The organism is Bradyrhizobium sp. UFLA05-153 (genome assembly GCF_054185185.1).
The window spans coordinates 11972-25400 of the sequence record NZ_JBBIAM010000033.1 but is presented as its reverse complement, the minus strand read 5'-3'; the positions used below and the strand labels follow the sequence as shown (position 1 = coordinate 25400).

The following is a 13429-nucleotide window of genomic DNA, read 5'->3' as shown; positions in this document are numbered from 1 at the left end:
AGGGTGATGCTGCTTACGCGTAATCGCTGCCGCCGTCGTCACCGCCGTCGAAATCGCTGTCGTCGGCCATGTCGATGTTTTCGGTATCGTCATAGTCCTGCTGATCGTCGTTCCGATCGTTCGACGCCTGGTCGAGGAAGCCCTGGTGGGACTCATCGCGGCCGCGGTTGGAGCCGATGTCGTTGACGCCCGCGTCGCGCGCGAGCGAGCCGCCGGACTGGTCGCTGCCGCCCCACGGGCTGCCGCCACCGCGCTCGGTCGTGGTGTCGCCAAAAGCCTGATGCGATCCGCCCATCCCGCCCATCATGTTGCGGATGCCGGAGAGCAGCATCGAGCCGCCGACGACGCCGGCTGCAGCTGCGGCCGCCGTGCCGAGGAAGGAGCCGCCGCCACCGCCGAAGGGCGGGGCGCCATAACCCTGCTGCTGTGCATAAGGCGGCTGGCCGTAGCCGGGCGGTTGCGCCTGCTGCATTGTCTGGCCGGAGTTCCAGACCGGCCGCTGGTCACGCGGCGGCACGTTCGGCACCGAGCCGCGCGATTGGCTGCCGCCGAACAGGGTATCGCGCATGGAATCGAGGAAGCCGCCGGATTGAGCCGGTTCGGGGGTATGGCTCGCCTCCAGTTCCTGGATGCGGGCATTGGCACGCTTCAGAGCCTCGTCCTGCAAAAGCACGGTCTGGACCAGCGCATACATGGCGTTGGGCGCCTTGTTCAGGCCGTCATTGATGGCGGCGATCGCGTTCGGATCGCGCGGTGCATTCTCAAGCTTGGAAAGCCGGTCGAAAAGCTCGTCGACGAGCTGGCGTTCTTGCGGCGTCATGATCGATCTCCCTTGCGCAAACCAAGCGCGCCGAAGATGTAGGGTTCCATTGTGGCGCCAACAGTGGGGTGCGGATTAAATTTCCGTATGCGACAAGCTGCCCGGTCCCTTGCGCCCGGCGGTTTCACGCTAATGTCACGTTGTTCGCGGCCAGGAGCTGAGGGAAGGCCTCGCTTGCGAGATATGTGTGCTCGCGCTCGCGGACATCAGTCATCGGATCGAGGCTACGCAGGGTGTCGTCGACGAAGCCGGGATGGCACATCACGAGTCCGCCGTCCGGCAGGCCCGCGATGAACCCGGCCATCAGCTTGCCGAAATCGGCCTCGTCCCGCATGAAGTCATAGGCGCCTGCGAAGGCAGGATTGAAGGCGAGGCTGGCCTGCCGCGCGCGGCGGCGGAATTGTGCGCTCAGGACATCCAGCACCAGCGCCTTCGGCGAGGCGAGCCGCTGCATCAGCGGCAGTTCGCGGCCGCCCTGGCGCACCCAGGCATTTGGCGCGGCCTCGCTGACGGCGGCGACGAAGGCGTCGCGCACCTGCGGATAGAGCTGCACATGCTGATGACCGTCGACGAAATCAGGCGCGCGGCCGAACGCCTGCGCGAAGGCCGCAAGCTGCGCCTTCACCTCTGCGTAAATGATCTCGCGGTCGAGCCGCCGCAGCAGTCCCGCACGCAGCAGCTTTGGAAAGGCTAAGAACATGTCGCCTTCGAGCGGACGGAAATGCATGGTCAGCGGGCGGAACGGCGCCGACAGCGTGACATGCAATCCGATCGCGCAGCGCGGGCTGTTTGTCCGGGACGCCTCCAGCGCGTCGACCTCGCCGCGGCCGATCGCAGGCCCTGGCATCATCACCGACGTCGCATTGAGACGGCCGCGTTCGACGAGGTCGCGGATTGCGCGATTGACGCCCGCGCTGATCCCGTAATCGTCGGCGCAGAGCCAGATACGCCGCGGCTTCGCCGCTTCATTCATTCCGCCGCCGTCCGGCTCGGGGCCTGGTCGGCCTTGTCAGTCTCGACAAGCTTCTCAGTGTGCTCGGCGACGAAGTAGATCGGCCGCGCTTTCAGCTCGGACAGGATCTTGCCGATATATTCGCCGACGATGCCGATCATGATGAGCTGCACGCCGCCGATCGTCATCAGGCCGACGACGAGCGAGGGATAGCCGGGCACCTGCTTGCCGGTGGTCCAGACTTCCCAGAGGATGGACAGACCGAACAGGAAGGCGCCGCCCGCGAGCACCACGCCGAGCAGGCTGGCAAAACGCAAGGGGGCCACCGAGAACGAGGTCAGGCCCTCGATCGAGAGGCCGAGCAGCCGCGCCGCGTTGAAGGTGGTCACGCCATGGGCGCGTGCCGCGGGCTCGTAGTCGACGCGGATCTGGCGGAAGCCGATCCAGCTCGCCAGCCCCTTGAAGAAGCGGTTGCGCTCCGGCAATTGCCGCAGCGCTGCGACCGCGCGCGGCGAGAGCAGGCGGAAGTCGCCGGCGTCTTCGGGGATCTTCTGCCGCGCCCCCCAATTGATCAGCGCGTAGAAGCCGTGCACGGCGAGCCGCCGCAGGAACGGCTCGTTGTCGCGATGCGCCTTGGCGGTATAGACGACGTCGTAGCCGTCATCGATCCAGTGCCCGACGAGCTGTTCCACCAGCGCCGGCGGGTGCTGGCCGTCGCCGTCCATGAACATCACGGCACCGCGCCTTGCGTGGTCGAGGCCGGCCATCAGCGCGGCCTCCTTGCCGAAATTGCGCGACAGCGACACCACCTGCACGTCGATCGCATCGGCCGGCAGCGCGCGGGCGATCGCAAGCGTCGAATCCGCGCTGCCGTCGTCGACATAGACGACCTCGCAGGCGAGGCGATAGCGGTCCCGCAGCGTCCTGGCGAGATCGCAGAGCCGCTGGTGCAGCGAGGCAAGCCCCGCCGCTTCGTTATAGACCGGCACGACAATCGACAGCCCTTTGGCCGCGGCGCTCGTCGCGGTGGTGGTCAGGGCGGAAACGTCAGAGCCCAGCGTCATCGATCAAGGTTCCAGAGGCACTCAAAATTCGTTCGAACAGCATATGGTAGCTGTCGTTACCTGTCGCTACGCTGAACGCGCCATGCGGATGCCCCGGAGATTCCCCAGAGTTCTTGCGCCTCACCGCCGCAGGAACGCTTCGAGCTTGGCGAACAGCGGGTTCTCCCGGTCGAAGACGTAGTCGAGCGAGACCACCGAGACCGTCTCGGCGCCATGATCGCGCAGGAAGCTCGCCAGCGCATAGAGTTTTGCGGGCGGGCAGTGCAGCGTCAACATGCCCGACGAGGTCGGGCCGCCGAACGGCGCCTCCACGCCGAAATTCCGGTGCGCCTCGCTCAGCAATGCCGCATCGCACTGCCGGAAGCGGGTGCGGACCTCGCGGTATTGGTTTGCCCGCGCCCGGGCCGCGATGTGATCGAGGATCACGCGCGCCGTCTCGCGCGCCTCCGGCGACCAGTCGGCGTCCTTGGAGGCGACCAGATTGGCCTGGCTGCGCAGGATGACACCGTCGTCGAGGATCTTCAGGCCGTTGGCGGCGAGCGTGGCGCCGGTCGTGGTGATGTCGACGATCAGCTCGGCGGTGCCGGCCGCGGGCGCGCCTTCGGTCGCGCCGGTGCTCTCGACGATCCGGTAGTCGACGATGCCGTGGCTCGAAAAGAAGGCCCGCGTGAGATTGATGAATTTGGTCGCGACCCGCATCCGCCGGTGGTGCTGCTCGCGAAAACCGGTGGTGACGTCGTCGAGATCGGCCATGGTGCGGACATCGATCCAGGCCTGCGGCACGGCAACGACTACATCGGCGTAACCGAAGCCCAGCCCTTCGATCAGCAGGACGCGACCATCAGCGTCCGGAATGCTGTCCCGCACGAGATCCTCGCCGGTGACGCCGAGATGCACCGTGCCACGGGCCAGCTGCGAGGCGATCTCGCTCGCGGAGAGATAGGCGATCTCGACATTGTCGAGCCCGACGATCGTGCCGCGATAATCGCGCGCGCCGCCGGCCTTGGACAGCTTGAGTCCGGCACGCGCGAAGAAGGCTTCGGCGTTTTCCTGCAGGCGGCCCTTGGACGGAACGGCCAGAACGAACGGCGCGCTCATGACTTAAGCTCCTTGCGGCCGATCTTGGCGAGCGCATCGACCCAGACCGAGAAGCCGACTGCGGGGATTGGCGTCTGCGATCCGAGCTGGGTCATCAGGCCGTCATAGCGGCCGCCTGCGACCAGCGGCTCGACGCCGTTGCCCCTGTGATGCACTTCGAACTCGAAGCCGGTGTAGTAGTCGAGACCGCGCCCGAACGAGGTCGAGAAGCGCGTCTCCTTCACGTCGATGCCGCGCGCGGCCATGAAGCCGACGCGGTTCTCGAACAGGTCGATCGCCGCCGAAATATCCAGCCTGGTATCCGCCGCGAGCGCACGCAGCTCGGCAACCGCCTGATCCGGATTGCCCGCGATCGATAGGAAGCGCTTGAGCACGGTCAGCGCCTCGCGCGGCAGGGCGCCGCTCTTCAGGGTGGATTGCTCGAGGAAGCGGTCGGCGATTTCGGCCGTGGTGCGGCCCCCGACATTGGTGGTGCCTGCAATCGACATCAGGTCGGTGACGAGTGCGAGCGCCGCCTTGCGGTCGGAGCCTGCGAGCGCCGCCAGCACGCCCTCATACTCGTTGCGGGCGGTGGCGGTTGCGATCGAGAGTCGTTCCAGATCCTGCTCGAGGCTGATCTTGCGGTTGAAATCCTTGATCAGCCGGCGCCGCCAGACCGGGAACAGGTCGAGCGCGTCGATCACGGCATTGAACAGCGCCACGTCGCCGGTGCGGATCTCGACGTCGCGGACGCCGAAGGCCGCGGTCGCCTCCAGGGCCAGTGCCAGCATCTCGGCGTCGGCCGCAGCGCGGTCCTGGCGGCCGAAGGATTCGATGCCGGCTTGCAGGAACTCGCTCGGGCGGCCGCTCCGGTAACGAAACACCGGGCCGAGATAGCTGAAGCCGGCGGGCTCGCCGGCGCGCCCCGAGGCGAGGTAGTCGCGGGCCACGGGAATGGTCAGGTCCGGGCGCAGGCAGAGCTCTTCACCAGTCGCATCGGTGGTCAGGTAGAGGCTCTTGCGGATGTCCTCGCCGGAGAGGTCGAGGAACGGCTCGGCCGGCTGGAGAATCGCGGGCTCGGCGTGGACGTAACCGGCCTGCGCGAACGACAACAGCAGCGTATCCGCCCAGGCGGCGGAGCCGGCAGCATTTGAGGTGGCAGTCGCGGTCATAGCGAGGTCCGGTTTCCCGGTGAAACCGGGGTAAGGGGAGGTCAGTTGGCGCAGCCCCTTAGCATGGCCCGATGACGGTTTCGACCTCCAATGGACCAATGGCTTAATGGTCACCTAGCCCGGCTGGCCGCCCCAATCGCCGAGTACGGACTGGACCAGCGCAAGGGCCGCTACCGCCGCCGTGTCGGCCCGCAGGATCCGCGGACCCAGAGCCAGGCGCAGGATATGGGGCTGGCGCAGGAGCAGGGCGCGCTCCTCCTCGGCAAAGCCGCCCTCGGGACCGATCAGCACGTCGATGCCCTGCGCCGCATCGCGCGCCGCTTTCAGGGCCTCGATCGGGCTTTCGGTCTCCGCCGCCTCGTCGCAAAACACCAGGAGCCGCTGCGCGGCGCGCTGGCTGAGAAAGCGCTCCAGCGGAACCGGATCGGCCACGATTGCAAGGCTCAGGATGCCGCATTGCTCGGCCGCTTCGATGGCATTGGCGCGCATCCGCTCGCCATTGACGCGTGATGCCTGGGTGAAGCGGGTCAGCACCGGCTGAAGGGTCGAGGCGCCCATCTCCACCGCCTTCTGGACGACGTAATCCAGCCGTGCGTGCTTGAGCGGCGCGAAGACGTAGACGAGGTCGGGCAGTCCGTCCTGCGCGCGGGTCTGCTTGAGGATCACCAGGGCATCGGGGCGCTTGCGGCCCTCGATAGCGGCCTGCCATTCGCCGTCGCGGCCGTTGAACGCCAGGATGGCATCGCCGGCACCAAGCCGCAGCACGTTGCCGAGATAGTTGCTCTGGTCACGGTCGAGCGCGACCTTGGTGTCCTGGATAAGGTCGGCCTCGACGAACAGGCGGGGGGCGCGGAAGTCGTGGGAAGGCATGCGTTCAGGGTCCGGTTTGCGGCCGTTCTTAACCGAAAGCGGGGATTTAGGGGTAAATATTGCCCCTCGCGTGCTTCCCCGCGCCGCGCTCTTGCCCTATTCGACGGGTTGTTAAGGGCCGGCAGGAATCGTAAAAGCGCGAAAATGCCGGTTGCGCTTCAAATTGGGAAGGCGCCGCCCCCCTGTGGATCCTGCCGGAGATACAGCCTTGATGATCCGTCGCTTGATGGTTCCGATCACTGCCGCCTTGGTGGCGATGGGCGCGGCCAGCGTCCAGGCGCAGAGCGCGTTCCCCGCGCCGCTGCCCGGCCAGGCTGCGGCCCCCGCGAACGATTCCGCCTTTCCGCCGGTCAACGGCCGCGCGCCGGTCGCCAGCATCGGGGCGCCACCGCCGCAGGCTTCGTTCCCGACCAACGGTGCCCCGCCGGTCGGCGGCGGCAACTTCAGCGCCGCGCCGCCGAGCGCGCCCAGCGCCGGCGCCGAGCAGTGCATGAAGGCCTTCATGGCGCTGCGGGACGAGACGGAGAAGCGCGGCAAGCTGATCAAGGCCGCAAGCGATCGCCATGCGCCGCCAGATGAGGCCTGCGGCCTGATCCGCAATTTCGTCCAGGCCGAAGTGAAAATGATGAAATATGTCGAGACCAATTCCGCTAAGTGCGGAATTCCTCCGCAGATCAACGAGCAGTTGAAGGCCGGGCACAAGAACAGCGAGGGCATGCAGAACAAGGTCTGCCAGGTGGCGCAGCAGATGAAGCAGCGCGGGCCGGCCGGCCCGTCCCTGAGCGATGTGGTGGGCTCCGGGTCGGCGCCCGAAGTCAATGTCGCCAAGAAGGGCGGCAACACCTTCGACACGCTCAACGGCAACGTCCTGAGCCGATGAGTGATGCGTCCCGCGTTGCCGATTCCACCGGCAACTGGGTCGATACGCTCGCGCCCCGATGGGCGCAGCCCTACTTACGGCTGTCCCGCTACGATCGTCCGATCGGCTCATGGCTGCTGTTGATGCCGTGTTGGTGGTCGGCGGCGCTCGCCGCCGGCATGGCGCGCGACATCCGTCATCTGCCGCTCACGGTCCTCTTGTTCTTCGTCGGTGCCTTCGTCATGCGCGGCGCGGGCTGCGCCTGGAACGACATCACCGACCGCGACCTCGACGCGAAGGTCGAGCGCACGCGCTCGCGGCCGCTGCCAGCAGGGCAAATCACCGTGAAGCAGGCGCTGGCCTTCCTGGTCGCGCAGGCGCTGGTCGGCCTTGCCGTGCTGCTCCAGTTCAATCGCTTCGCCGTCATGACCGGCATCGCCTCGCTCGTGATCGTCGCCATCTATCCCTTCATGAAGCGCGTCACCTGGTGGCCACAGGTCTTCCTCGGCCTCGCTTTCTCCTGGGGCGCGCTGATGGGCTTTGCCGTCACCTTCGCGCGCGTCGATCTGACTGCGCTCGTGCTCTATGCAGGTTCGATCGCCTGGGTGATCGGCTACGACACGATCTATGCGCATCAGGACGCCGAGGACGACGCGCTGATCGGCGTCAAGTCCACCGCGCGCCTGTTCGGCGCGCACACGCATCAGGCGCTGATCATGTTCTACGGGCTCGCGGTGATGCTGATCGGTGTCGCGCTCGCCTCCGCTGACGTGCACTGGCCGGCCTGGCTCGGGCTTGCCGCTTTCGCCGCGCACCTGGCCTGGCAGATCAGACGGCTGAACATCAGCGACGGGGCGCTCTGCCTGCGCCTGTTCAAGTCGAACAAGCACGCGGGGTTGCTGCTCTTCGCGGGGCTGCTCGCGGATGCAGTGATGCGCGCTTCGTAGGGTGGGCAAAGGCGCGCTTGCGCCGTGCCCACCATCTTTCGTCTGCTTATGGTAAGCCCATCTTTAAAATTGTGGCGTGCCCGCGCGCGCGTGGAAGTGTTTGATTGCGATGCAATTTTCAACGGTTGGCCTTTGAGCGACATGGGTAGCGACGCCATGGCTGTCGTTTTAGGCCGGCACGAATGACGCTGTGATCCAATTGCATCTCCATGGCTGTGTCTGAGCGGCAATAGTCTGGGTGGAGAGAGTGCCGTATCAGCATACTTGCAACGTCGAGCTGATTTGGCTCCGTCAATTGGAAGTGAAGTATTGCAATGAGAACCACCCTCGCGGCCGCGGCTGCTCTTTTCGCCACCACGGTGGCAGGCTCTGCGGCGGATCTCGCCCCGGTTCACACCAAGGCGCCAGCGGCAGTTTACAGTTGGACGGGCTTCTACATCGGCGGCAATCTCGGCGGCGGCGTGGCTTCGTCGCACTTCGACGATCCCGACTATTATTCTTCATCCGCGGCACCCACGCGCGGCTTTTTCACCGGCGGCGCGCAGATCGGCTACAACTATCAATTCGGTCGCGGCCTGGTCGGCATCGAAGCTGACGTGAACGGCAACAGCAGGTTTAAAGGGTCCGTCATCGGTGGCTATGACACCTACGCCTTGAATGTTGCAACCAAGGCAGATGTCAGCGGAACGATCCGGGCCCGCGCCGGCCTCGTTATCGACAACGCTTTGGTTTATGCGACTGGCGGCGCCGCTTGGGCCGACGTCAAGCAGACCGGGACCGAACTTTGCAACTCGATGCTGGGCTGCTCCGGCGGAATTGCTTTCGGTGCTCCGACAGGATTTACCGCCAACCGCAGTGGCGTGCTCTGGGGTGGCGTGATCGGAGCGGGCGTTGAATACGCCTTGCCCAATAACTGGATCGTTGGCGCTGAATACCTCCACACGGTGTACCAGGACCGTGGCGCCAATATCGTAACTGCTGCTGGCGCCAACGGATGTCAAGGCAGCCCCGCGGCCAACTGCGTCATCCGCGACCAACTGACGACCGACGTCGCACGCGTCAGGCTCAGCTACAAGTTCGGCGATCCCGTTCCGGTCTCGACCGACGCCTATGCCGGCGCCGGCCCGCGCTATGCGAAGGCTCCGGCGGTGGCTTCGGTCTATAGCTGGACGGGCTTCTATATCGGCGGCAACGCCGGCGGAGGCATGGCCTCGTCCCGCTTCGATGATCCCTGCTACTATTGCTCGTCCGCAATGCCCACGGGCGGCTTTTTCACCGGCGGTGGGCAGATCGGCTACAACTACCAGTTCGGGAGCGGCTTGGTCGGCATCGAAGCCGACGTGAACGGCAACAGCGACTTCAAGGGGTCCGTCATTGGCGGTGACTGGACGCGAGCAATGTCTGTTGCCAGCAAGGCCGATGTCAGCGGAACGATCCGGGCCCGCAGCGGTGTCGTGATCGACAATGCCTTGGTTTACGTGACCGGCGGCGCTGCCTGGGCAAACGTCCAGCAGACCGGGGTCGAGCGAAACAACGATCCTTTGAGCGCGAACTTCGGCGTTCCGACCGGAGTCACCGCCAATCGCAGCGGCACGCTCTGGGGCGGCGTGATCGGAGCGGGTGTTGAGTTCGCCCTGAACTCGAACTGGATCCTCGGCGCCGAATACCTTCATACTGTCTATGAAGATCGTGACGCGAACATCATCCTTGCCAATGGCGCTAGCATTTGTGGCGGCCGCTCCGCGGCCAATTGCGTCGTCCGCAACCAGCTGACGACCGACGTAGCGCGCGCCAGGCTCAGCTACAAGTTCGGGGACCCGGCACCGGTCTCCGTGAAGGCGGTGCCGGTCGCTGCGCTCACCAACTGGACGGGCTTCTACATCGGTGGCAACGCCGGCGGTGGAATGGCGGCATCGCACTTCGATGATCCCTGCTTTTATTGCTCCACCGCGACGCCCACGGGCGGCTTCTTCACCGGCGGCGCGCAGATCGGCTACAATTATCAGTTCGGCAGAGGTCTGGTCGGTATCGAAGCTGATGTGAACGGCAACAGCAGATTTAAAGAGTCCGTCATCGGTGGTGCTGACACCACCGCGATGACCGTTGGAGCCAAGGCAGATGTCAGCGGAACGATCCGGGCCCGCGCCGGCGTGGTGGTCAACAATGCGCTGGCCTATGTGACCGGCGGCGCCGCCTGGGCCGACGTCCAGCAGACCGGGACCGATTTTTGCAACACGACGACGACCTGCTTCGGTGGGTTTGCTCCCGGTGCTGCCACGGGAATCACGGCCAACCGCAGCGGTGTGCTCTGGGGCGGCGTGATCGGCGCGGGCGTGGAGTATGCCCTGAGCCCGAACTGGATTGTTGGTGGTGAATTCCTGCACACGATGTATCAGGATCGTGACGCGAACATCGTCCTCGCCAACGGGGCTAACGGTTGTGGCAGCAGCTATCCCGCGGCCAATTGCGTCGTCCGCAATCATCTGACGACCGATGTCGCGCGGCTCAGGGTCAGCTACAAGTTCGGACAGTAACGCGGCTTGCGCGATTATGTTTAAGGGCCGTCCCGAGGGGCGGCCCTTTTCGTTGGTCTGCTGCACCCAGGCTCGGGCTCAGTTCCTTGCGATGATCTCGCGCTCGCCGCGATGAACGGTGAGTTCCCGCGCGACGCCGGCGCGCCGGCGCATCAGGAATTTCGGACGTCGATCGCGGATCGCGTTGCGGCGGCGGCGCCGGGCTGCGGGATCGCGCCGCTTTTCGTCGAGCTGGGGCAGGGCGAAGATCTCGCTCCACATCGTCCACGCCTGCGCGATCTCATCAGTGTCGGCACTGACCAGAAGCGGAACGGCAAGCGAGGGATCGCGATGCACGAGGACGAGCATTTGCGTGTCGTCGATGCCGCGCAGCGCGATACCGGTAAAATCGCTGACGCGGACGTTGACGGCCATCTGCATGCCGCGCACGGCACGCCGCAGCACGACGCGTTCGCGATGAAGCTCGATCTGCCTGACATGGCCGTCGGCGCGCGGATCATGCGCATCGAAACGGACCGGCAGCGAAAGAGGGTCGAGCCGCAAGGAGCGGCTCGACCCGGCGGGATTGGCCCCGCTTGTTGCTGTTTGACGCCTCACGGCTCTTAGTCTCCCCGCCGGGATTATGTTCCCGGTCGATGCGAGGACCTTAGCGCGAGGCTTTACGGAAACGGCTTAAAAAGGCTGGTTAAGGAGGCGTCACCGCCCGGCATGATTGACAAGACCTTGGCACGCATGATTGACGGAACGTTGCGCAGAAGCTGCGAATCTGAGCTTTTGGCGCCCTGAAAGTGCTTGAAGTCCGCTCCAATTGGGCACATCTGGTTGGCTTGGCCGCAACCGGCCTGGAAACCGCCAATCCCGACAGGATTTCGTTCGTGAACGCTTCACCATCCGCAAGCTCGACGCTTTCGTCCAAAGCCAACCGCGACCTGTTCGATCAGTCCGCGCTGTCAGATCTCGCGCAGCGGCTGGTCGAGGCAGCCAGGCGTGCCGGCGCTGACGCTGCCGATGCCGTTGCCGTGCGCGGCATCTCGCAGGGCGTCGAGGTCCGCGACGGCCGCGTCGAGGAATCCGAGCGCTCCGAGGGCGATGATGTCGGCCTGCGCGTGCTTGTCGGCCAGCGCCAGGCGGTGGTTTCGACCAATGATGTCAGCGGCGATGCCGTGACCAAGCTTGCGGAACGCGCGGTTGCGATGGCGAAGGTCGCCCCATCAGACAAATATGTCGGGCTGGCCGATCCCGCGCTGCTGGCGCGCGACTTCCCGGATCTCGATCTGCTCGATCCCGACGTGCCCGCCACCGCGGAGCTCGAGCGGCGCGCGCTGGAAGCTGAAGCCGCCGCGCTCGCCGTGAAGGGCGTGACGAAATCCGGCGGCGCGTCGGCCTCCGCCGGCATCGGCGGCATGGTGCTGGTGACGAGCACCGGTTTCCAAGGCTCCTACCTGCGCTCCAGCCAGGGCATCTCGGCGACCGCGATTACCGGCGAAGGCACCAGCATGGAGCGCGACTACGATTTCACCTCGGCGCCGCATGCCGCGGATCTGTTGTCGCCGGAAACGGTCGGCCGTTCCGCGGGCGAACGCACCGTGGCGCGCTTCAATCCGCGCAAGGTCGAGACCTGCAAGGTGCCCGTCGTGTTCGATCCGCGCGTCGCGGGCTCGCTGGTCGGCCATCTCGTCGGCGCCATCAACGGCGCCTCGATCGCGCGCAAGACCAGCTTTTTGAAGGACAAGCTCGGCCAGCAGCTCTTTGCCGGGAACATCCGCATCATCGACGATCCCCTGCGCAAGCGCGGCCTGCGCTCGCAGACCTTCGACGCCGAAGGCGTCGCGGTGAAGCGCCAGGCGCTGGTCGACGAGGGCGTGCTGACGACGTGGCTGCTCGATTGCGCAACCGCGCGCGAGCTTGGGCTTCAGACCACCGGTCACGCCCATCGCGGCGTCTCCTCCTCGCCTTCGCCCGGGCCCTACAATCTGCATCTCGAAGCCGGAACCCCGACGCCGGCCGAGCTGATCTCCGACATCGCCCAGGGCTTCTACGTCACCGACCTGATCGGCTCCGGCGTCAATGGCGTCACCGGTGACTACAGCCGCGGCGCTTCGGGCTTCTGGATCGAGAACGGCAAGATGACCTATCCCGTCAGCGAGGTCACGATCGCGGGCCATCTGTTCGAGATCTTCAAGTCGATGCAGCCGGCCAACGATCTCCAGTTCCGCTACGGCATCAATGCGCCGACAGTGCGCATCGAGGGTTTGACGCTTGGCGGACGCTGACGCGAACACTTTGGACGACAATATCCTGACACGCGACGCGGCGCTGCTGAAGGATACGGTGCGGGAAGCAGGCCACCTCGCTCATGCGATGTTCCGCACCGAGCTGAAGAAGTGGATCAAGGGCGCATCCTCGCCGGTCTCCGAAGCCGACATCGCCGTCAACGATCTCCTCGAAGCGCGCCTGCGCGGCGCGACACCGGACTATGGCTGGCTCTCGGAGGAGAGCGCCGACGACGAGGTGCGGCTGAAGCGGCGCCTGGTCTGGGTCGTCGATCCCATCGACGGCACGCGCAACTATCTCAATGGCCATGACGACTGGTGCGTCAGCGTGGCGCTGGTCGAGAATGCATCGCCTGTTCTCGCCGCGGTCTTTGCGCCGACGACCGGTGAGTTCTTCTTCGCCGCGCGCGGACAGGGCACGACCTTGAACGACGTGCCGGTGCGGGCGACGAAAGGGGCCGAGCTCGATTTTTCCCGGGTTGCCGGACCGAAGCCGCTGGTCGAGCGCCTCAAGCCGTCATTGGGCGAGATCACGCTGCATCCGCGAATCGGCTCGCTGGCGCTGCGTCTCTGCCGGGTCGCCCATGGCGCACTCGATGCGGCTTTTGCGGGGGGCAACAGCCATGACTGGGACCTTGCGGCGGCCGATTTGATCGTGCAGGAAGCGGATGGTAGGATGAGCGACCTCTCCGGAGATCCCCTCCTCTATAATCGCCGGGAAGTGGCGCACGGGGTGCTGGTGGCCGCGGGCCGCGATCGTCATGCAAACATTGTCGCGCATTTTCGAAAGCGCCCCTTGCCCTGAGCGCATCCGTTGTGCTTATCGATCACTGCTTGCCGGGCAGCCCCTTAGGAAGAAAA

The 13429-nt window shown here is 65.6% G+C and carries 12 protein-coding genes; 5 read left to right on the top strand and 7 right to left on the bottom strand.

The window, feature by feature from the left end:
- Positions 1–13: 13 nt before the first annotated feature.
- The 6 genes from Q2941_RS20785 to Q2941_RS20760 form a co-directional block, all read right to left on the bottom strand.
- Entirely contained in the window at positions 14–820 is an 807-nt protein-coding gene (locus Q2941_RS20785) for a DUF2076 domain-containing protein (RefSeq protein WP_027525031.1), read from the bottom strand.
- 124 nt (positions 821–944) lie between these two features.
- Positions 945–1793: a ChbG/HpnK family deacetylase gene (locus Q2941_RS20780; protein WP_458193587.1), complete on the bottom strand. Its 849-nt coding sequence runs from the start codon at positions 1791–1793 to the stop codon at positions 945–947.
- Positions 1790–2836 carry a glycosyltransferase family 2 protein gene (locus Q2941_RS20775; RefSeq protein WP_458193586.1) on the bottom strand — a complete coding sequence of 349 codons (1047 nt, stop codon included), beginning with the start codon at positions 2834–2836 and terminating at the stop codon, positions 1790–1792. Before Q2941_RS20775 ends, Q2941_RS20780 begins: the two co-directional genes overlap by 4 nt.
- A gap of 120 nt (positions 2837–2956) precedes the next feature.
- Entirely contained in the window at positions 2957–3934 is a 978-nt protein-coding gene (gene hisG / locus Q2941_RS20770) for an ATP phosphoribosyltransferase (RefSeq protein ID WP_458193585.1), read from the bottom strand.
- The gene (locus tag Q2941_RS20765) at positions 3931–5085 is read right to left on the bottom strand and encodes an ATP phosphoribosyltransferase regulatory subunit (RefSeq protein ID WP_027525035.1); all 1155 of its coding nucleotides are present in this window, start codon (positions 5083–5085) and stop codon (positions 3931–3933) included. Before Q2941_RS20765 ends, hisG begins: the two co-directional genes overlap by 4 nt.
- A 114-nt stretch (positions 5086–5199) precedes the next feature.
- On the bottom strand, positions 5200–5955 hold the full coding sequence (locus Q2941_RS20760; RefSeq protein ID WP_254110863.1) for a 16S rRNA (uracil(1498)-N(3))-methyltransferase: 756 nt from the start codon (positions 5953–5955) through the stop codon (positions 5200–5202).
- Positions 5956–6166: 211 nt separating this feature from the next.
- Between Q2941_RS20760 and Q2941_RS20755 the strand changes: the two genes are divergently transcribed.
- From Q2941_RS20755 to Q2941_RS20745, 3 genes are all read left to right on the top strand, one after another.
- Positions 6167–6835, top strand: a complete 669-nt coding sequence (locus Q2941_RS20755) for a hypothetical protein (protein WP_458193584.1) — start codon at positions 6167–6169, stop codon at positions 6833–6835.
- Positions 6832–7761: a 4-hydroxybenzoate octaprenyltransferase gene (gene ubiA, locus Q2941_RS20750; RefSeq protein ID WP_458193583.1), complete on the top strand. Its 930-nt coding sequence runs from the start codon at positions 6832–6834 to the stop codon at positions 7759–7761. The genes Q2941_RS20755 and ubiA overlap by 4 nt, the downstream gene beginning before the upstream one ends.
- Positions 7762–8075: 314 nt before the next feature.
- A complete protein-coding gene (locus tag Q2941_RS20745) occupies positions 8076–10295 on the top strand; it encodes an outer membrane protein (protein ID WP_458193582.1) in 2220 nt (739 codons plus the stop codon).
- Positions 10296–10373: 78 nt separating this feature from the next.
- Here Q2941_RS20745 and Q2941_RS20740 read toward each other — a convergent pair whose 3' ends face one another.
- On the bottom strand, positions 10374–10892 hold the full coding sequence (locus tag Q2941_RS20740) for a DUF6101 family protein (protein WP_458193581.1): 519 nt from the start codon (positions 10890–10892) through the stop codon (positions 10374–10376).
- 278 nt (positions 10893–11170) lie between these two features.
- Between Q2941_RS20740 and Q2941_RS20735 the strand changes: the two genes are divergently transcribed.
- Both Q2941_RS20735 and Q2941_RS20730 read left to right on the top strand, forming a co-directional pair.
- The gene (locus Q2941_RS20735; protein ID WP_458193580.1) at positions 11171–12568 is read left to right on the top strand and encodes a TldD/PmbA family protein; all 1398 of its coding nucleotides are present in this window, start codon (positions 11171–11173) and stop codon (positions 12566–12568) included.
- Positions 12555–13373, top strand: coding sequence for a 3'(2'),5'-bisphosphate nucleotidase CysQ (locus Q2941_RS20730; RefSeq protein ID WP_458193579.1), 819 nt, complete (start codon positions 12555–12557; stop codon positions 13371–13373). Before Q2941_RS20735 ends, Q2941_RS20730 begins: the two co-directional genes overlap by 14 nt.
- The last annotated feature ends 56 nt before the right edge of the window (positions 13374–13429 follow it).